The sequence below is a fragment of the Methylocystis sp. SC2 genome (assembly GCF_000304315.1).
Taxonomy (GTDB): Bacteria; Pseudomonadota; Alphaproteobacteria; order Rhizobiales; family Beijerinckiaceae; genus Methylocystis.
On sequence record NC_018485.1, the window covers coordinates 180,069 to 201,904 of the forward strand.

General features: G+C 65.3%; 5 protein-coding genes. 4 read left to right on the forward strand and 1 reads right to left on the reverse strand.

Translation table 11 applies throughout. From position 1 onward, the window contains the following. The first annotated feature begins 486 nt into the window (after nt 1–486). The 4 genes from BN69_RS00860 to BN69_RS00875 all read left to right on the forward strand — a co-directional run bounded on the left by BN69_RS00860 (nt 487) and on the right by BN69_RS00875 (nt 20,078). Nucleotides 487–11,460 carry a hypothetical protein gene (locus tag BN69_RS00860; protein WP_014889646.1) on the forward strand — a complete coding sequence of 3,658 codons (10,974 nt, stop codon included), beginning with the start codon at nt 487–489 and terminating at the stop codon, nt 11,458–11,460. Next, the gene (locus tag BN69_RS00865) at nt 11,457–18,674 is read left to right on the forward strand and encodes a hypothetical protein (RefSeq protein WP_014889647.1); all 7,218 of its coding nucleotides are present in this window, start codon (nt 11,457–11,459) and stop codon (nt 18,672–18,674) included. The genes BN69_RS00860 and BN69_RS00865 overlap by 4 nt, the downstream gene beginning before the upstream one ends. A 37-nt stretch (nt 18,675–18,711) precedes the next feature. Then, nucleotides 18,712–19,692, forward strand: a complete 981-nt coding sequence (locus BN69_RS18295; protein ID WP_148276990.1) for a T6SS effector amidase Tae4 family protein — start codon at nt 18,712–18,714, stop codon at nt 19,690–19,692. A 74-nt stretch (nt 19,693–19,766) separates the two neighbouring features. Then, the gene (locus tag BN69_RS00875; RefSeq protein WP_014889649.1) at nt 19,767–20,078 is read left to right on the forward strand and encodes a hypothetical protein; all 312 of its coding nucleotides are present in this window, start codon (nt 19,767–19,769) and stop codon (nt 20,076–20,078) included. Between the two features lie 467 nt (nt 20,079–20,545). On the opposite strand, the gene BN69_RS00885 is transcribed toward BN69_RS00875, so the two are convergent. Further along, on the reverse strand, nt 20,546–21,781 hold the full coding sequence (locus BN69_RS00885; RefSeq protein WP_014889650.1) for a hypothetical protein: 1,236 nt from the start codon (nt 21,779–21,781) through the stop codon (nt 20,546–20,548). Between the last annotated feature and the right edge of the window lie 55 nt (nt 21,782–21,836).

Genomic DNA, 21,836 nt, shown 5'->3' on the forward strand with positions numbered 1-21,836 from the left:
GCACTGGCGACGGCGACAACGTCTCGATGATAGGCAGTCGCCTGCCGTTCCGCCCCAGTACTAATCCTCGCGGACACCGACGTATTGTGCTGGTGACCGCAAATTGCGGTGCGACTTGCTGAGCTTTCGCGCGTACATGTCTGCGCCTTTTTCGCAGCAGATCTATGAAGGGTGGTTAACGAGCCAGCCCAATACATCTATCCAAGCCGTTCAACTACGAAGCCAGCACTGTTCGCACTGACGGTTAACTCGAATGGGGGCGCAGTCGCTAACCGCTGCATGATGAATCGTTGCTCAATCTGACGGTCTCAACCCGCGGACGACGGCGTGTGAGACAACTCAGCTGGACGATGGCTCGGCGCGAGGCTGTGTGTCAGCGCCCGACTTGCATCGGCCGCTCTGGACAATCGTGGGTATTTAATGCAGCCTCGCGTAGAAGCTGTACTTTTCGAGGTCGAGTAGGCGCGCACGGCTTGGGGGGCAGGCGTGGCGAACGATATCCTATGGCTGTTCAACAAGTCGGGATTCACGCTGCACGCCGAGGCACCGCCCGGCGGCGAGACGTTCAGCGCCACGACGATGGAGGTGGCCGGAACGGCCGGGCCGGGTAGCGTCAAGCAGACGCTCAAGCTCAAGTCGCCCATCGACATTCCGCGCAAGCTGCTGAAGACGGGACCGGCGAACGGCCTCGTGTTCCGCAACAAGGACGAATTGGAGCAACTCGCGCAGGAGGAATGGGCGGCGCTGCGCGAGCGCCTGCGCCGCCGGCTGGCGCAACCGTTCGCGGTCTCGGTCGACAACGCCGATACGCTGTTCGAGCTGCAGGCGATCGCGAATCAGAAGGTCATGGCGCGGCTCTGGCTGATGCCGGAGGTCCTCGATCCGGCCGCGATCACGGCCGACACCGTGCTCGTGCGGGTCGAGGCGGACGCGAGTGTCGACATCGACCTGACCCTGACGGCCGGCGCGGCCGCGTCGCTGAAGGGCAGATGGCGCCTCGAGCTGCTCGTGAGGGCGGCGGCGCTGCAGGATGCGGTGGACGCGCTGCTCGCGCTCGACCTGCCGAGCCTGCCGGCCTTCGATCTCGACTGGCCGCGCTTCAAGCTGCCCAAGCTGAGCTTTGCGGGCCTGAGCTTTCCGGCGTTCGGTAAGCTGCCGTCGCTGTTTCCGATCTCGCTACCGCCATTCGCGACCAGGCTGAAGTTCGAGCCGGACAATCCGCTGCCGGAGATCAAGGCCAGCCTGGTCAATGGCGATCTCTCGCTCGCCACCTCTGCGCCCGCCGGCGGCAACCTGTTCTACGACGGCACCAGGATCTGCGACGTCAGTAACGCAATGTTCAGCTATGACGGCGTCGCGAAGAAGCACAGCTTCACGGCCACTCTTCAGGTGACGGACATTCCGGTCGGCCAGCCATTCCCAGTCGATTTGGTAAACGACAAGGGCCTGCCATTCAGCCTCAAGATCCAGGCGATCAAGACGACCGTGAAGTTTGCCCCGATCGTAATCGATCCGGCGAACGGAGCCACGGTGCAGGGCGTGACGCTGGCGCACGAGCTCAAGGGCATTCGGATCGCCGCGATCGACGACCCGACCTTGTTCCTCGTGCTCGATGCCAGCTTCGAGACCACGGTCCAGCCTAGCGGCGGCATCCACTCCAAGCTCACCGAACTCAAGATCGCCGAGCCCTATCCGCTGGTGCTGATCGCCAACGGAGTGGCTGCGGCGGTCGAGGCGGTGGGCGAGCTGATCCGGCTGATCGCCGCGATTCCGCTGCCCAAGGCGAACATGCCCGGCTTCGACATCGAGAAGCTGAAGGCGCTGCTGACGCTGCTCGGGCGCATGCTGGCCTCGGCGATGACGTGGCTCGCGAAGCAGGCCGGCGACGCGGCCGGGCTGCTCGCCGGCGCCGTCGAGGCGGTCGCCAGGCTGATCGGCAAGCTGTTGGATGCGCTCGCGGACGCCGCGGTCGCGGCCTACAAGGTGGTCTGCATAGAGATCCGGCTTGATGCGCGCAGCTACCAGATTCGCCAGATCGTCCTCACGCCGGCGAACGATCAGCCGATCGGCGGGGCGCTGAATCTTTCCGCGCTCGGATTCGATCTCGTGATCGACGCGAAGGTGAAGCCCTCTCTGCTGATTGATTTCGGGCCGGAGAGTTGGTTCGGACTGATCGTGGAGCCTGTGGCCGGCGCGCATGCGACGATGTCGACTGATCTCTGGCTCGACAGGGAGACCGGGCCGCAGCAACCGCTCGGCACGCTGGACAACAACAGTGGTGCAGCTTCCGGTCCCGCAGAGCGGCTGATCGTGCTGAAAGCCGAGCCGGGGCAGGGCGGTGCCGGTGGCGCGAAACGCGATATCGTCGTCGTAGGCGTTCAGCGCGGGCGTCTGCGCCTGTTCCAGCGTTTCGTCACCACCAGCGCCGGCCGCGCCAAGGACGTGACGCTGCAGACCGGCAATACGACCGTCACGGTGCTCTCGAAGTACCAGTCGGCGCGACTCGAGCCGGGCAGCATCGGCACCACTGCGGCGACCGACGACATCGTACTGACGCCTACGGTCGGCAACGTCAAGGACCGGATTCTGGGCCTGCTGCCGAAGGCCGGCGACGAGACCGGTGGCGGCGGCGAATTCGCCAAGATGCTGTCGCAGAAGATCCAGATCGACAATCCCAAGCTGGCTTTCGACGGCCCGACGCGGACCGCGACGCTGACTCTCGATGTCACGGTTCATCTCGGCAAGGACTTCTCGCCGCAGACCAAGCTCGGCGTTGTCGCGTCGCTCGACGACCTATCGATGAAGGTGACAGGCGGCGACCGCATCGCAATCAAGGCGAAGAGCAAGGAGACGCGTCACTACCGGCCGCTTGGCTTCGACCTTGAAGTGCGCCGGAAGGAGAACGTCACCGTCGACGAATACGAGCAGTTCTACCTCGACCTGTCGGCCGGGGGCGAGAAGCTCGGGCTGGGCCGCGAGGCCGACGCCTTCCTCTCCTACGACCGCGTCGCGTCGGCCGGGAAGGGGCTGCAGTTCCAGCTCAGCGAATTCGTGATCGGCCGGTCCGGCCTCGACCTCGATGCGCGAATCAAGCCGGACGCGGTGCGCCTCGGCGGCGTCGATACGCCGTTCACCTTCACCTCTGGCGGGGTCTCGATCAAGGGCTCGCGCTTCAGCGGCGGCTCGCTCACCGGCTCCGGCCAATTGCCCAAGACGCTGATCGGTGAGGCCAAGGCCGCAGTCGCGCTGACGCTCGGCCGCAGTTCCTCCGGTGGCGATGTCGTGGTGGAGGCCGCGACCGCGCTGATCGACAAAAGCGGCGATCCCATCAAGTGCCATTCGACGCGCTTCGACATCACCATCGCCGAGCTCGGCTTCAGCTTCGTGAGGGAGGAGAGCTACCACTTCTACTTCCTGGTGACCGGCGGCGCGACCTTCAATCCCGGCGACAGCGCGTTCGAGCGCGGCCTGCTGAAGAACTTCAAGGCGATCGAGATCCGCTTCGATAAGGCGCCGCTCACCTCGGACCCGCGCGTGCTGATGCGCGCGATCTCGTTTCTGGTGAAGCTGAAGCCGCCGAAGGTGATCAAGCTGTTCAACATCTTCCGCTTTGAGCTGCGCAGCATCGCGTTCTACCCGGCGGCCGACAAGTTCGGCGGGGATCCCGCCATGGGCTTCGGCGGGCAGGTCAATTTCCTCAATCGCGGCGACCGCGTCAGCATCCAGGTCAATTTCCACGAGATGCAGATCGGCCCGCCAGCCGGCAACGACTCGCTGCCGCGTATTCGTTTTGACGGGCTCGGTGTTGCGATCTCGCTCAGCGGTGTAAAGATCGGTGGCACCGCGATTACGGTGGACGGCGACCTGCCGTCGCTCTATCGCCCCGGCGTGCTGCCGAAGAACGTCTCGGCGCAAGGCTTCTTGGCGAGCGGATTCCTGGAGGTCCAGGGCTGGGCGCCGATGTCGGCAACGCTCGGCTTTCTGGAGCTGAAGAAGAAGGACCATCCCGACTCCAGACCGGTCCACGCCTTCTTCCTCTACGGCCAGATGTACAAGATGTCGGAGCCGATCGATACGCCGATCGGCACGATTTACCTGCGCGAGGTCGGCTTCGGCTTCGGCTACCGCTACACGCTCGCCGGCATTGCCCAGGCCGAAGGCGCAAAGACACCACAGGAGCTGGTCAAGATCCTCGACGAGGTGTCGAAGTATCAAGGCAGCCTCGACCAGTTCGAGGCCTGGGAGCCGACGTACGACAATGCTGACCTGACGCTGGCGTTGCGCGGCATGCTGGCGCTCTCCGCCGCGCAGCGCTCCAGCAGCGAGTACAACGAAAAGGTCGAGGCAAAACTCCCGAACCCGATCCTGCTCGACATCGTGGCGGCGTTGCGCACGGATCTGACGATCCTGATCAACCTGCGCGCCTGGCTGTGCGTGAACTACAACAAATGGGTGACCGACGGCGGTGACGCGGACTGGAAGCGGGAGCCGGTGTTCCGCGGCTACCTCTATTTCTCGGCGCCGAAGCGTGAGTTTCTCGGCCGCTTCATCTCCAACCGCAACGGCTTCATTGGCGAGCACCCTCCCATGCTGCCGGCGCTGAAGACTGCGATTCAGTCCACCGATTTCTCGGCAACGCTCTACATACGGCCGGGGCTGTTCCACTTCGAGCTGGGCTGGCCCTACGAACTCGGCTTCGAGCTCGGCAAACGTGGCGAAGTGTTCTTCCTCAGCGTGCGCGGCGGGATGATCCACCGGGTCGAGGACTTCTCGGTCCTGCAGGGCATCGCATTCAAGGCCTACGGCGAGGTGCATCTCGAGGGGCGTATCGGCTCGGACAGCTTCGGCGCGGCCGCTGTGGCGCACGCGACCTTCAATCTCGAGACACGGCTTTTATCCTATCTGTCGCTGCGCAACTTCGACGAGTCGATGTATTACGGCTACCTGCGTCTCGACATCCTGATCGACGCGCGGATCGAGGTCTGGCTCAGCTTCAAGGTTTTCGGCAAGCGGATCCGGCTCTCGGCCGGCTTCTCGATCTGTCTCGCCGTGTCGATCGCGATTGAAGGCGTCGTGTCGCCCAAGGGACTCGGCGGCAAGGCGCATGCCTCGGTCGGCATCCGCGCGTTCGGACGCACCGCCTCGGTCGGCATCGGCTTCAGCTTCAACAACGGCCTGCTGGAACAGGCGCGTGCCCGCGTCGCCGGCTTCATGGCGCTGGGCCTGAGCACGCCGATCCCCGACAAGAGCCAGGACGGCCGGCGTGTCGAGCGCAATCCTCCGCCGGAGCCGCCGCGTCACGAGCAGGCGGCGATCGCGGATCAAACAATCGACCAGGAGCTCGGTGCCGCGCCTGCCCCAGAGCCGGTGACCGCGCCCGTGCTGATCGGCCGGCCGATCACGGCGACCAACTTCTGGGCGATGTTGTTCCCGACCTCCTACGCGAACGAGGCGGGCGAGTGGTACGTCATGCAGCTCGTCCCGCGCGACCACACGGCGGTCGACAAGAACGACAAGCCCCTGAGCGTCGCGAACCCTGCGGCCACGTTCTTTGCGTCGCCCGCCATGACGGACGGCCAACTGCAGGCGCCGTCCCACGCGCTGAAGAGCGGCACCGCGGTTCCACAGCAGTTCTTCCAGCTGCCGTTCGAGGGCCCGGCCAGGCCCGTTGGCTGGGACGAGGTATACAAGACCAACGGCGGCGAGGTGGTTGATGCCGGTGTGACGCTGAACGACCTCCTTTTCGACCTGTTCATGGATCCGGATGCCGGCAAGGCGACGGAGCCATTCGCGCGCGCCATCGCGCCGGCGCAGGAGACGCTGGCCGACGACAGCAAGGCTGCGGCCGCCACGCTGGCGCGGCACGGCCGCTCGCGCGTCGAGCTCTCGGCTCGGCGCAAGCGCGAAGCACAGATCGAGGAGGCGCGCTCGGCGATTCTCGCCGTGGTGGTCGATACCGCCGCGCAGTTCGCTGCCCAGGGCGTGCCGGTGGGCGATCTGCCGACGCGTCATGCGGAGGTGGACGCGCGCGACTTCGGCCTGACTTTCCTGGTCTCGGAATCATCGCTCCAGCAGCTGTTCCCCGATCTCGCGACTGCCAAAAAGGACGGCGACATTGTCAATCCGCCGCTCGGCGCGTTCGAGGTCGTCAAGAGCGACGCCCCGGGCGCGAACGGGACCGTGCATCTGTTCAATCCGCCGGTGCGCATGTTCCGCACGGCGCAGCCCTGCTTCACACCGCGCCACGTCATCAGCGAGCAGGGGATCATGCTCGACTGGGATCTGGAGCCGGCTTGGGGCGAGTCGCAAGGCGCCTATCACGATCCGGAATTCCATCTGCGCCACTATCGCGTGCGGCGCACGATCCGCGGCCTGAAAGACGAATACCGCGCCGAGTTCGTCGTCAAGGCGGCGGCGCCCACCCGGCTGGCGGTGGAGAACGACGTCACCACGATGACGATGCTGCGGCCCCCGTTCCAGTTCATCGACGACCTGCGTCAGGCGAATCCGGACACGGGGGCGGTCGCGATCCCCGAGGATGTGCGCGAGGCGCTGCTCGGTCTGCGCCAGTTCAGGAACGGCGCCGCCAATGACGATGTCGACGTTCTCTACGAGATCGTCCCGGTCGACATTGCCGGGACCTCAGACTTCGGCGAGCCCTATGAGGTGCCGATCAGCAAGGCCAAAAGGGCGCTGCCCGTGTCGCCGCGCCAGGCCGTGCTGCAACTGAGCTACAAGAAACCGGGCTCGTCCGAGGCGCCGTCGCAGCGCTTCCTGTTTACGCCGAAGCCGGAGGACAAGAGCTTCGCGTTGCACTTGCGCATCCTGACCGAGAAGGTCGAGGCGCTCGGCACCTATGGCGGCGACGCGCTGGAACAGGCCGGCCGGTTCGACGAACGCGCGATCGAACGGCTCCGTGGCAGCGACGTCGCGGACTTCGTCATCAAGTTGAAACCCGGAACGGCATCCGATCCGTTTGTGTTCCAGAACGAGGATCGGGATCCCGGCAAGACCGCGGCATCCAACAAGGATGCGGCGCCGTCCGAGGAATCGAAGGATCTGACGCCAGGCTTCTTCAGCGCGTCGATGCAGATGCTGAAGGACGGCAAGCTGGTGGACGCGAAGTTCAGCGCAATCCTGACCGCGCTCGATGCCGATGACGCCAATATCGTTCCCGGCCTCTCGCGCCGCCTGTTCGTGCGCCGGCTTGCCGGCGAGGCCGTCAAACCCGCTGACCTGCACGAACCGGGTCTGCACGGTGAATGGCGCAGCATGATGGTCAACCTCGTGCTGGCGCGCGATGAGTCTCCGACCCCGCCGGAGAAAGCGAAGCCGATCAGCACCATTCTCGAGACCTTCGAGCAGCCGCTCGCGCTGCAATTCATGGCGCTGCGCAACACGGAAGGTGACGCCACCTGCGAGAGCGGCCGACTGCACCTGATCTACCCGCCAGCCCACGGCACGATCGACGACCTCGCGCCTGCGCTTGGACAAAAGCCGCAGCCGTTCCCGACCTTGCGCGATCCCGCACGGCGCACCGCGACTCGACTGAAGTGGCGGGTCGACGCGCGCAGCCTGCGCCGCGAACAGGGGCCGGACCATGCGGAACTCTATCGCTGGATCGGCGGCTACGACCTGCACGTGATCGACCCGGACGCGCTGCCGGCGCTGTCGGACGCGGACGACGTCAAGGCGCAGCTCGAATCCGCCGCGAAGCCGGTCGGCCGGGTCGCGCTGATGCCGGCCGCGTTCGACGGCCTCGAACCGTCCGGCTTCGGTGACTTCGGCCGGCTGGAGGCCGCTTATCCAAGCGAAACCTTGCGCCTGCTCAATCCGCCCAAGGGTGAGCGCGCGGCCGGCATGCGCCGCGCCGGCTGGTACTCGTCGGCCGAGTCAACCGCGCTGTTCCCGGAACCCGCGCTGCGGCGCTCGCTGATGCCCGATCCCGACGAGGCGTTGATCTCCTCGCTGTTCGCGCACGGCCGGCCCGACGCGCTGCGCATCTTGATCCCGGCGTGGCTCGACCAGCCTGCTGATCCGCTCGCCGCCTGGCGGCTCGCCGTCGTCGGCCAGCACGCCGATGGTCTGGGCGAATATGACGGCAATGCACCCACGGACCTGGATCCGGCCGTAAAGGCAGTCCACTTCCGGCTGGTTGACGGCTTCACGGTCGCGCAAGTGCGCCAGTTGCTGCAGAACCTGCGGCTCGCCCCGGATGGCACCGCGCGCCCGATCGCGTACCGGCAGGAAATCGAGGCGCTGCAGCGGCGGATTGACGATCCGGCGCATTTGGCCGCGGTAAGTCTGCGCATCGAGGTGCTGCGCGCCCGTCAGGATGCCAACGGCAGTTCGACCGCGGATTTCGTCATGGTGACGAGCCGCGAGCATGTGGTCGATCTCGTGCCCGCGCTCCATCCGGTGCTCGGCGACGCGCTCGCGTTCCTGCCCTATGCGCCGCAGAGCGCCGATCCCGAGATCAAGGACGGCCGGATTTACCGGCGTTATTCGATCGTCGCCGATCCGGAGCCCGAGGTGAAAGCGAAGTCCTTCGCCGATTGGCTCGACGAGACTCCGCCCGAACGGGATCCCTATGGCTGGGGTGCGCTGCGCACGCTTGGGCTTGCGCGCGGGTTGCGGCTCTATGACAGCATGTCTGGCGAGTATCTGCGCGGCAGCGAACTGATGGAACGGGTGCGCACCGCGATGCGCCGCGCGCTGCTGCGCTATCGCGACACCGACACCGCAGACCGGGAGGAGCGGTTCAACGGCCAGCCATTCGTCGACCTGCTCACCAAGCCGTGGGGCAATGCCAAGCTGTTCTGGTTTGACGGTGGCGGCGAGGGCCTGAGTAAGAGCGAGCAGACCGACTTGATCGACAAGGAGACGCTTGCGGTCGTGCAGATCGCGCTGCGTCCGGCGCCCGATCGCCTGGCCCACGCGGCCGCGGGCGCGGAGTTTCAGCGTGTTCGCTATTTTAAGATCATTCCCCAGACCGGCAATGAGCAGCGGCCGGAATGGCGCGTGAAGCTCAAGGGAATGTCCGCGGGGCGATGGATCGACGTGCTCGCGCTCGCCGGCGGCATCGAGGCCAATCCGGCCATCCGGCTTGGCGATGACGTGGTGCATGCCTTCCGCGTCTCGGGTCAGTTGCCGCAAGGCGACAGGACCATCGCCATTCTGCGCGTGACTCTGCGGGACGCGACGGCGCTGGATGCGCAGGAAATTGATAATGCGCTGACGTTGGAACGCGTCAGCGTGCAGCCGGACGGCACCCTCAGCGCGCAACCCGAGCCCTACACGAGCGAAGAGATCACAGGACCGATCGTGCTCGGACCTAATAGCGACCGCGCGCCAGATCCCGCCTTCGGCAGGTTCGAGGCGCTCAAGGGGCAGGACTGGGCAGACGCGCTGTTCCGCCCAGAGCGCGTGCACGCCAAGCCATTCCTGCTTTCACCGGTGCAGGCCTTCGAGAACCTCGCCTATGCGCTGGCGCGGCGGTTCGGACGCATCACGCTGCCGCAGGGCATGCCGGTGAGCGGTGCGCTGGATGCCAAAGAGGCGGAGGCTGCGCAGACCGCACGCGCGGAGCTCGCGGCCGGCATCGTGCGCTTCTGGACGCGCTACCTCGACCATTGCGCTCCGCAGTCCGCACAGCCCGGCGCGATCTTCTTCTCGCTCGGCACGGTCGCAGATCCGGGCGTCTGGCGCCGTGCGCCCGATCCGGGCGGGTTCGTGTCCGTCACGATCCCGGATTCCGAGCGCCGTGGCGCACGGCGGAAATTCGCGATCCGTCCCTATGGGCGTTACGAGAGCTGGGTCAACGCGGTGAAGGCGCCCGGCGCCGCAGACGCGCCGCCTGATCTCGTCGGCGCCCTGGATGCGGACGGCTTCGCCAACCAGTTCCTCGACGTCACCCTGCCGCGCACCGAGCCGCTCGAGAAGCCCGTGATCCTCGCAGCGCAGCGGCGTCCAGCCAAGGACGACAAGGATCTGCCGCGCATGGAGATCGTCGTGGCCCATGGCACCGACATGGTGCTGGCGCAGGCCAATCGCCGCAACGATGCGCTGCTCGCGCCGCTCGGCATTTCGGTTGGCTATCGGCGCGAGTTTCCGCACCAGGCCTGGATGAGCGGCCTTGTGAAGGAAGGTCAGGGTTACGACGCGTTGGCGGCGTTCGGCGCACCTGGTGCCGACGCGAATTTCGCCTTCCCGGCACTCGGGGAGGACTATGCGGAGGCGCGGCTGATGGAGTTGCGCAAGGTGGTACCCGATGCGTGGCTTGGCTCGACGATGGTCTCCGCGGCGAGCCTGCCGTACTTCTTCCGGACCCATGCCCTGGTCCACATGAGCGCCGGCATTATCGTGTCGGACACGACGCGCGCGGTGTTCGAAGAAGGCTTCGCCGAGCCGCACCTGCCGTACCGAACCACGGACGGCTACGACCAGCGATCCCGGTCGGCGCCGCCCACCTACAAGGTGGCGGTGAGCGAGGCCGGCGTGACCGCGATCATCTTCGACCTGGCGCTGCACCGGTTCATCGACTGCATGTCGGCGCGCGAGGCGGTGCTGTGGTTCGGCGATGCCGGCCAGCATTGGACCCAGATCCGCAACGTCGTGCACCTTCCGGAACCGGGTGTCAGCTACCGCATCTCGATCGACGCTGTGCTCCCTGGGAGCGGCGAAGTGGTCGCGCGCGCCGGCGAGTTCGATCTGCTGCCGGTGGTACCGAAGAAGAAGAACGAAAAGTCGGCGTATCTTGCGCAGTCGATCGGGCAGTTGCTCGAAGCCGCGGCGCACGACGACACCAAGCCGCTGCTGATCACGCCGCAGGGACCCGGCGAGGATTGGCGACTGCTGCTCGCCGCAGTGCCACGCGATGACGGCGCGCTGCGACCGTCCATGCAGGAGGTGGATGACGATCTCCTGACACTGCTGAAGGCGCGTCTCGCGACGATCGTCACCGGCGACCATCTGGTGAGCATCGATGTGCTGGCCGACCACGCCCTCACTTGCAGCTGGCCGCCGACAGCGGCGGACTGGACGCCGCTCTGGGACAAGGCGATGGCGGCGCTGGGGTCTGCGCCAGAGGCGCAGAACATGTTGCGGCAATGGCAGGCTCCGCCGCAACAGGGCGACAAGCTGACTGTGCCAATATCCTATCCGGCGCTGAAACATTCTGACGCGCTGCAGGGCCTCCACGATTTGTGCAAGGGGCCGCCGCAAGCAATCGGGCGTGAATTGCTGATCGTGCGTCCGCTGCCGAGCGACGAGGATCTGCGCGGTTTCGGGCCGGGTGCCGTTCCGACGCCGATCGAGACCAGGCTGTGGGCGCTGCTGCTCCGCGTCGCGGCCGAGCAACTGTTCGGGCCGGGACGAAGTCCCGTGGTCTCGGCCAGCAAGGGGACGCTGGCGCCACTGCACTATCCGATCGCACGCCGCATCGAGGAAGAGCTCAAATGAGCGAGACCAGCAGGATCGCGGCCATACGCATCGCCGGCGGCGAGAGCGAGCCATTCTACTCTGCAACGCTGCGCGTCTTTTACTGGGACAGCGGGACCCATTCGGACCAGATCGTCAAGGACGTCGCCGGCCTGCGGGTACTGCTTGCCGACGCGCATGCCAGGACGGTCGAGCACGGCGGCTCCCATCAGGTGCACCTGCCGCTGATGCTGCGCGGCTATGTCCGGCCGGAGGAGCACAAGGACGGCGCCAATCACGGCGTCGAGTTGCGTCTGGAAGGACAGGGGGCGTCGTTTGCCGGCACGCTCATCACCGACAAGCCGGTGAGCGACGTCATGCTGGTACCGATCGGCGGCTGGCCGCAGAAGCTCGGTGCGGACATCGAGCTTCCGGAGCTGAGACTGACGGCCGGCAGGGTTCCGGCCGCACTCGCAGTCGACGGTCAACCACTGCAGAAGTTCCTGAAGCTAGCCACCAAGAGCGGCAAATCCACCTTGTTCGACGGCTTCCAGCTGGAGAAGCTTGCGAACAAGGTACTGGCGCTGACATTGGTGCCACACGGCATTGAGCTCGAAGGCGCGTTGCCGGACCCGACGCGCGACCTGTTCGATTCACCGGCACCAGCAGCGCGCATCCGGGGGCGGTTCCGGCTCGAGCGGCGTCTTGGCCGGGACGATGAGCCCCGCTACTGGCTCCGCCTGATCGCCGGGCATCCCGATGCGCCCGAGGCCATGGAAGAGCTTGAGGCGCGCATCGCCCGCGCGCTCGGCAGTCTGGGCCGCGAGAAGAACGCCCCGCTGGCCCTCCGCTTCGACCGCCGCCCCGGTGTGCCGCCGCTGCTCTGGCCCTTGAAGATCACGGCGACCGGACTGGCATTGATTAAGACCGGCTCAGCCGACTTCGTGATGGGTATCGAGCCATCTGCGATCGACGCGCGGCTGCGAACCATCAGCGGCTTTCCGGGCGACGTGCCGGGCATTGCGGCAGTCAACGGCGAGTATCTCGCGTGGTCCAAGACGTCGGACGGCTTCGACGTGGTAATCGCGGCGGGCCCCGACACAGCAGGGGTGCCCAAAGTCGTCATCCAGCTTTCCCGAGGGAAGGACGGATGGAAGGCCGATCTCGAGAACACCTTCGCGACGCAGCCGATCGACGTGCCGCTCGATGCGGCTGCGGCGCGCCTGCTCGCCGTTTACAAGAGCGGGAAGGTCGTCGCGGCGACGGCGACGCGTCCACCTTATGCGTTCGTTCCACTTGCCGATGGCTGGCTGCAGCTCGACCTCGCCACGGCGCGCAAGCAGAAACTGCCCGAGGTGGCGGTGCCGCCGAGCGCCATGAGCGGCCGGATCGTCGCCGCCCACGGCACCTCTGCCGACGGACTTCGCGGCATCGTTGTCGACGAGGCCGTGCGACTGGAGTTGGTCATGCGCTGGCGCAAGCTGGACGGGGAATTCCGTCCCGCGAGCGGGACCATCGACATCCGTGGTGCGCGAGGGCAACTGCGCGGCTTCGTGTTCGTCGCCGAGACGTCGCCGACCGCTGCGGAGTCGTTGCCGGATCTTCGCCGCGGCCCGGCAGCGACCCGCGACCTGCCGATCGCGTTCAATTCGCCGCAGACCGGGCTGGTGCTGAGAGGGAATTTCACGTGGAGGCCCGACGGGTGGTCGCTCGACGTCACGGATTTGCTGCAGTTTCTTTCGTCCGACAGCGAGGCAGAGCCGGAGCCGTCTCCGGCCGCTACGCTGCGCGGCTATGGTTGGCAGGTGCCGCATGACCGGCCGTTCATCACCAACCATCCTCTGACGCGTGCCGCGGTGACGCCTGCCGAACCTTCGGTGTCGCGCGGTCTGTTGCGCTATGCCTTCGAGGGGGGATTCACCCTTGCGAACACATCCGGCAGCGAGGCCCCGGCGCTCAAGGTCAAGCACCCGCCGGCCAGTCCAGTTCAGGACGGGGAAGACACTGCATCGTTCGTCGCCGACACCCTGGTAATGACCACGCTGCCTGGCCCCGAATTTGCGCCCCAGAAATGGCCGAAGGAGGAAGGAAAATTTAGGGCTGCGCTGCGTTATGATCTGCCGATCCTCGACGAGCTGTTCGCCTGGACCGATCCGCCGCCGCCTAAAACGGGTGCCACCCCGCCGCCGGCCGCCGATGCAGCGGGCGAAGGCCCGATCATCACTGCGCTTGAACCGGTACGCCTCGAGGAGGTCTGGCGCCAGAACCGTGTGCGGATGGCGCTCACGCATGCGCAGGACGCATTCATGACCGGCTGGGTCGCGGCCGGCGACAATCACGACCAGGACATCACGACGCTTGTGCAACCCTACAGTTGGAAAGCCGTCAAGGTGAAGTTCGACCTTGCGCCGCGGTGGGGCGCCTACGAGCTCGCGGGCCACGGCTACGCGCTCGACAAGGCGCTGGCGGGGCTGCGCGATGATTTCGACATCGTCGACGACCAACTGAAGGCCGGGGGAAAGACGATCGTCGTGCGCGGTAATGCCGCGAGCCTGTTCGAAGGCTCTGACCTCGATCTGATATGGGATTCACGCGGCACGGGGTTGGCGCGTGCGGCGGCGGACGGTATGCGCTCGGTCGGACTGAACGACATCCACAACGACAGGCTGCGCAAGTGGCGCGGTGCGCTAGGCACGCTTAAGCAGGTGGAGCGGATTGAGATCGATGGCACCATTCCGTGGATGAAGGCGGCTCGGCTCGCATTCCACGTTCGCGATCTGCCGATCGAGAACCGCGTGTTCGACGGCGCCACGAATCCAGTCGAGAACGCGCCTGGTACCGTGGGGCAAGCCTTCGACCGCGCCAGTTTTCCGCACGCGCTGCACGAATGGCGGTTGATGGAGGAACCCGCCGCGCCGGCCGAGACCAAGAAACCGAAGCCGTTCGATCTGCGGTTCGGGCCGTTCCTGTTCAGGCCATCGCGGCTGTTGCGCGTCGAGCTCGATGTGGCTGGCGCGGTCGGGGTCATCAAGGTGATCGGCAGCCTGCGCATCGGGCGGCGCCTAGAGCCGGACGCATCGTCCGAGGCCGAGGGCCCGTTCGGCGCCGACCGAATCTACGAGCGCGCAGATCTGTTCTGCCTGACGCTCACCCGCAACGGCAGCACATGGACGCCCGAATGGGCCGGCATCGCTCTCGATCGCTCCAAAGCTCAGCCGGCGAAGCTCGTGTTCGCACCGCGCGAACCGAAGGTCTCCTGCACGGTGCCGTTGATGGTCGACGCTGCCGGCGGCATCGCGTCTTCGGGCAGTGCGCTTGTCGATGCCACGGTTGTGGTCGACATTGCGAGCTGCAAGGTGAAGTTCGGCGCGCGTTTGTTCGGCCGAGCGTGCGAGTTGGAATCGCAAGCAACGATCGGCGAGCAGATCGAATTCGCTTTCAAGCCAACTGGTCAGGCCTCGACCGCATCCCACGTGCTGCTGAGCGTCGATGATATCGCCGTGAAGCTCGGCGCCGACAGCCAATCGATCCGCATCGACGGTGCGCTGCAGGTGATGCCAGAGAAGACCAAGAAGCCCGACGCGGTCGACCAGCCGAACCAGGCCGCTGCACTCGTCCATGTCGGTCGAGGCGCAGCGTCGTTCCGCTGGCTCGACCTGCCTGCCGGAGGAACGAGCGCGCGTGGCGCGCTGTCCATCGACCACGCGTCTGGCCGTGTCAGCGCCGCATGGGATGGATCCTGGAAGCAGGCCCGTCCGCTGTTCGGCCTGGAAGCAACGGGCGATTGGAACGCGAAAGCGCGACTCGAGGTCTTCGTTGCGAGCGCGGAGATCCTGCGGGCGCTGGCGCCGCTTGCGGCTGGCAGCGCCTGGGCACGCATCAGCGGCCTCGCGGGAGGAACATACCGCATCGATCATCGCCTGCGGGTCGATGCGGACAGCGCGGACCACCATCTCGACGTGACCTGGAAGGTGACGTTCACAAGCCCTGTGAGCTGGCCCGTGAACGGTATGCACCAGGCCAATGGCACTGCGTTGCCCGATGCGTGGCGCTCGCCGGCGCACGCCGACAGCAAGAAAGCGGGCCGCAGCCGCAAGATCCAGATCAAGACCGACGAGGCGCTGACGCATGTCGTGACGGCACACTTCCGGCGCCACCGGATCGAAGCCGCGCAACTGCGCCGGGTCGCCCAGCGCATCACGCCGCGAGCCCAGATCGTGCTCCTCGCCGAGGTCGAGCATACGCTCACCGGCAGCGAACGCAGCGCGACCTTCACGACTCTCGATCACGTCGCGATCACCTCCCTGCAGTTGATGATCGATACGGGGCAGGCCTATGGCTTCGCACCGCGCTATCCGGGGCGGCGCTACCGCGGACAGAACACCCACACGAAGGTGCCGCATCCGGGTCTTGTCCAACTGCCCTGGGCCGTGTCCGGGTTCTTCGACGAGGCGCTGATCCGCCTCTATGCAACGACCGCATTCGACGCGCAGCGCGATGCCCCCTTGTTTCTGGGTGGTGCTGCGGCGCTGTTCCCGTATCGGATTGGGGCTGAACAACGCGCCGTCGCGGCGGTCGTGCCTTGGGCCGGTCTCGATGTGAAGCTGCGTGAGGCGTTCAAGCCGCTTACGCAGGCCGGCGGCACGTGGGAGGTTGCGTCGCCCGACCTGTGGGGCGGCAGCGCCTATGTCGGACTGTCGACGCAACGTGCGATCGTCGTTCCGAGCCAGTCGGAGGCCGCGGGGATCCTCTCTGCGCTCAGTGGCGCCGGGTTGGTGGCGGCGCCCGATGAGACCAACGGCATCGCGCGGGTGATGCCGGTCGAGCAATTGTTCTTCGAGAACCTTCGTACGGGAAGCAAAGGGCAGCTCGAAATTGGCAGCGACGGCTCTTCTCCCGATATCGAGGCCGCGCCGTTCTTCCTGCGCGCCCTGATGGCGATCGAGGCACGCTGGAACGCGGCGCCGGCTGAGAAGGGGCGGGCGGTGTGGCGCGCGCTGTCGCTCCATCCTGCGCGCGGCAGGGCGGGCGGCACGACGATCGATCCGGTTGTCGGCGTCGAGATCAAGGCATTGCCACGGCAGGCGGCGGGCGCACGCGCACAAGTCCCGGCGGATTTGGCCGTGCTGTCCGCGCGACGGGCCGCGCAGGAATCTGCCTACCGTCTGGTCCAGGCGGATCTTGCCGATGACGCGGGCGACCTGAAACCGCGCGCCGAGCTGATCGCCCGAGCTCGCGATCTCGACCGCTTCGCCGAATGCGCGATCCGCGAGGTGGATATCGACGGCGCAATGCCGGGCATCACGGTCGTGGAGATTCCAAGTCCGCACGTCCTGCGAGGCAGCCGCAGCGGCATTGCGATCGATCATCCGGTGCTCGCGCCGTCGCCGTCGCTCGGTTGGCCGAGCCCGGAGCGGATCGATGGGCTCGACAAGCTTGCGCCGCTGCTCGGAGAGGAACGTCCGGTGCAGTCGGCGGAGGCGGGCTTTGCGGCACGCTTCCGACAGATCGGGCTCCCCGGCCACGTCACTGAGGCCATGAGCTATCTTGGCTTCGGCCATCGCGTAGCCTATCAGCGTGACCTGCGTGTACCGTTCGAGGGTCCGGCCGCGCGGCATCTGTCGCCGGTCAATACGAGGCTGCGCGCTCCGCTCGACGAGGCGGTCGACGTACCGGCAGATAGCGGACCGATCCTTCCTCCCTTCTTCGAGCTGGCCACGATCGGGCGGCGTCCGGGTGTGTTCGAGGTCGTGACCGCGGCTGTGACCGTTGCGGCCGAGAACCACGCGTTCGACCGGGAGCATGCCCGGTTCGGACGACCCGCCAATTCGGGTCCCGTGGTCGCGCATCAACTGCGCACGCCGCGCTCGCCTGCGCTTCCGGACGATATGGCCGACATCAGGGCTGCCGGACGCGAGAGCGAGGTCCTCAAATTCAGGCGGCGCACCTATCTGTCGCTCGCCGATGGAAAGCGCGCTAACCCGCAAGAGCCCTTCATCCTCGATAGGTTCGGCGCCTTCGCAGAGAGCGCCGACGTGGTGCGACAAGAAAGCGGCGACGAGCAGCTGCGGGTCGTCCTGTCGCTGACGGACGTGCCGGGCGCGCCGCCGGCGTCCATCGGACTGCTCGGTCCGAACTGGGATGGCTTGCTGGCGATCACAGTCGATGCTGTTGCGGCGAACATCAGCGACACCAAGGCTGCGCTCAATACTTTAATGGTGATCCGCACGGCACGCCTGGAGATCGGCGCGGCGTCGTTCGAGATGAAGGACAAGACGGCGCCGGTCGTCGTCTGGCCCAGCTTCACCTGGATGCTCTGGGTGACAGATCAGTTGCCGGCAGCCCGTGACGCGGTGCGCCGCGCGACTGTCGATGTACCGATCAGGCTGGTGATCACGTTCGGTCACACCAATCCTTTGGCGCCGGCGCTGCCGCCGCGCCTGAAGGCGATTTTGCCGCTGGCGCTCGATCCAGGCGACCGTCGCGTTCTGCGCACCCGGACACGCACGATCGCGTTCGGCGATCCATCCTATGACCGGCAGCTCGGCAGCGCCACCGAAGGAGACATCAAGCAGGTCGGCGATGCCCGCGCGCTGTTGTCGGTCGACCGGGAGGAGTATGACCCGGGCGCGACACTGTACTTTGCCTGCGATACGATCGATCCGGCGACCGGACTGTTCGCGAGCAATTCCTCAGCGCCGAAATTCACCGTTCGCTTCATCCGGCTTGCCCAACCGAGTTTGGATGGGAGTCCGCTTGCGCCCGAAAAACTGGTCGTTGCCGGCCAGGTCCCAAACAGCGGCGACCACGGCTATGAGCTCCCACGCTACGTGCCTTACGAACTGCCGCTGCGCTTGCTGCGGCGCCTCGGCGCCGGCGTCGACGGCGTTTCGCCTCTCGAACCCGGAGACAGGCTTGAGATCACTGCCGACCTTGAAAACGGCGGCAAGGCCAAGACGCTCGCGGTGTTTGTCAACATCATCGCGGCGCCGGTGATCGCGCCACCCCCCTGCGTCTATTCGGTGATCGAATCCACGGCCGGCGCGCAGGCCGCCTCGCGCGTCGTGCTGCATGCCGCGGCGCCTTTGCCGCAGCACATCGAGCATCCGGAGCTGCGCAAGGGCCTAGCCAAAGGCTATGTGAACCGGCGCGCGCTGTTCGTCTGGCGCTTCACGCGCACCGGAGCCGGCGACGGCGAGATCGAGCTCGTAAAATACGATCGGTCGGGTGGCGCTCAGCTACCCGACAAGGCGTGACCGCACGACCGATCACACCTGAGGGGGAGGCGATATCGTGGTGACGATCGCGGTGGCTGCGAGTGGAAGTCCCGTCGAGTCCGCGGACCTCGAACGGCGCGCACGGCTAGTGGGTCGGATCGTGGCCGAGCTAGGATGCGATCTCCTGACCGGCGGCGGATTTGGCGCGATGGAGATCGTCGCTCGATCGTTTTGCGAAACGCAGGGACGATCCGGGCGTTCAATCGGCGTGATTCCGGGGGAGGGCTCGGGTTTTGCTGGCGCGACGGTCGGAAGGATCACGAAATACACACTGACTCCGAAAGCACCTTACCCAAATCACTGGATCGAAGTGCCGACCTTCACGCATTTGCCCGGTGCCGATCCCAAGGGCGCCGCTTCGCGCAATATCCTGAACATGGCGTCGGGCGACGTAATCGTCATCCTGCCCGGGGCCCGGGGGACGCAAGCCGAATTCGAGATCGCGGCCGGCCTCGGAAAGCCCGTGATCGCCTTCGTCGGGCGCGGCGATCGCGTCGGTAGCTATACGTTCGAACAGCTTGGACCGCATGCCGAGATCGTTGGCGACGATGCCTTGTGCGAAGCGCTGCGCGACAAGCTGCTGCCGTTGTCTCTGCCGAAGCCGACCTATACGAAACTGCGCGGCGTCTACAAGACAAACCCGACGGACATCCATGCCTGCTCCATGCAGTTCCCCAATACATGTGCGATCTGGATGAGCGAGGCGCTCGCGCAGGTCGTCGCGGGATTCAAGGACAAGTTCAAGACCAGTGGAGTCAGTCTCTGCCCACATGACTACGTCCGGGGCGCCGAGGACCTCGCAGGCGTGCTGCGCAAGGCGGATGTGTTCGCGCTCTACAATTACGGCTTCTCGGCCCCGGGGTCGCCACCGCCATCGATCACCGGCAAGACGGGGCTGGTCGCCTACATCAACGTGCCCGGCTTTCCGGGCCAAGGTCACATCGACCTGTGGGACGGTACGGCACCTGCCTGCCGGAGACGCCTATTGGAACGCTGATCCAATCTGGTTCTGGAAGTTGGACCCCTAGCAGCGCTGCGCCATACCGGACGCATTCGAGAAAGGACGAAACAATGGCTTACTGGACCGTGATAGGCACTGGAATCGAAGGCGACGTTCTGGGCAAGTCCTTCGGACTGACGCTTGATACCGATACCGGCAAGTGGACCGTCGCAGGTCCCAGCGTCGCCAAGTTCTTCATCACGAAGAACGGGACCTTCAAGTTTGTCGGCATCCCTGAGAACGGTACGCAGTTGGTTAGTGCGCAGAAGGCGGAAGTGGCGTTCTTCAAGGCCCTCAACGGAAGCTCTGCCGTAGGCATCACCGGGACGGGCCGGGCGTCGGAGAAGGGCGTCAATTTCAATTGGAAGCTTGATAGCAAGTAGCGCACGTTATGTCTGATAGAGCGACCACGGCGTGTCGGTGCCTTTTCTGTTTCAACGCTCAGGCTGATGAAGCCAATGTTTCCAGTGGAGGCACTTTTTGACGCGCGATTTTAATGCGTTATGAGGTCGCGAAACGATCGAGGGGAAGTGACGGAAACGCAGCTAAAGCTGGAAAGGAAATCGTAGAAACTGTCGTCTAGGCCAACGACATGACCTCAGCTGAGGTCAGACATGTCAGGAGCAACTCGAATGCTGCCCATCGCTTGAGGCCTCCCTAGCAATGGGCAGGTAGCCAGCCACCAACGCTGCTATCAGCACGATGACCCGCGGCCACTCTATGGACAACATTTCGTAGGGCGGCTCTGCGAACTCTATCCTCGATGTCATTCGCAACGGGGTAGTAGTCAGAGGAAGAACCCTGGCACGCTCCTCTTTGGCCGAAGCCGGAAGGTGACCGGCGATGCCGGTCATACTCGCAACAGCAGTACCTCACGACCATCGCTGCTCTTTGCTGGCCGCAACACCACGCTCTTGAGCAAGATCGACAGCTCCGGACAATTGGCCTGCTTCGCTATCAGGCTCACATAGGCCTCGAAGGCTTGCTCGCTCGTCTTTTTCAGCGCGTTGATCGCACCGCTGCAACTTGAGCCGATCATGGGCGCGTCCTGCAGATGGCTCTCGCAAAAATGGGGCAGCGCAACGATATAGGATTGTAAGCTCAGGAGCTCGAAGGCCGTATGGGCCCTAGGATCCTCGGCATGATCAGGGTCGACTAGGATCGGCTTTCGGTCGCGAACGGGAGCAATCGCAATAGCCAGGTTACCCAAGCGTTGCAATAAGACCTGCTCGTGGGATGGCGATCTCGCCCGCGCCGCGACATAGCGTTGTAGGCGGTTTCCGAAGTCGGCGGTGGGATGAGCGAAAAACAAGGTTTGAAACTGCGGTGGCCACCATTGCGTGAAATATTCAAGTCCGACGACGGCCGACAAGAGCGGCCGCAACTCGAGGAGCGTGGTCTGGTCCGCATTGAGGAGTACATCTGCGAGCAGCAACTGGTCGTCGAACATTCCGACGATCTTCCTCGGAGACTTTCTCATCAAGCGTTGAATATGATCCTGGATGCCTTCTCCCGGGCCGGGCATCGGCAACGGTTGATGCGTTTCAAGTCGCTCGTACAAAGCCCTGACATGACCTTCCGGAGCTTTCCCTCCCGCGCGAACGAGCGCGAGCTCGAGCGCGCAGCGCGCGACGATCTGGATCAGCGTCCGCCCGACCAGCTGGCTCGAATTCACTTCGCCGATCGCCGCAGCTGCGCTCGTGGCCGTCCGGAAGTCAAAACCAATCTCCCGCCAAATGTCCCCGAAGTCCGCGACATACCGGTTGGCGATCGTCACGAGATGATAGACGACGGCATGGTCCGGACCCGAGCCCGGAGCGGACCGCCCTCCAACATGTTGAAACGCGTCAGGAATGGCTTCGAGAAACTCTCTGAGCGGGCGTATCGGCACAGCCTCACCCTTCAATGTTCTCGCTGCGAAGGACGCGTAAAAGGCCGCTCCAGAAAAGGTCTCGGCATGCGCGATTTCGTGCAGCGCGTTGATAGCACCGGGATCTTTGTGCAGCGGCGGAAGATTGAGAAAGGCGTGGCGGGGCGTGAACGTGGCCGCCGCACTGCACAGATCATGATCGGACGTCGGATTCAAGACGACCCCTTCCTACTACGATGCTGTGATGTCGCTCCTGCGACCATTACAATCT

Bases quoted from the DNA above. Each gene is read 5' to 3' on its own strand.
- BN69_RS00865 (WP_014889647.1), top strand. From the start codon at position 11,457: ATGAGCGAGACCAGCAGGATCGCGGCCATACGCATCGCCGGCGGCGAG.
- BN69_RS00875 (WP_014889649.1), top strand. From the start codon at position 19,767: ATGGCTTACTGGACCGTGATAGGCACTGGAATCGAAGGCGACGTTCTG.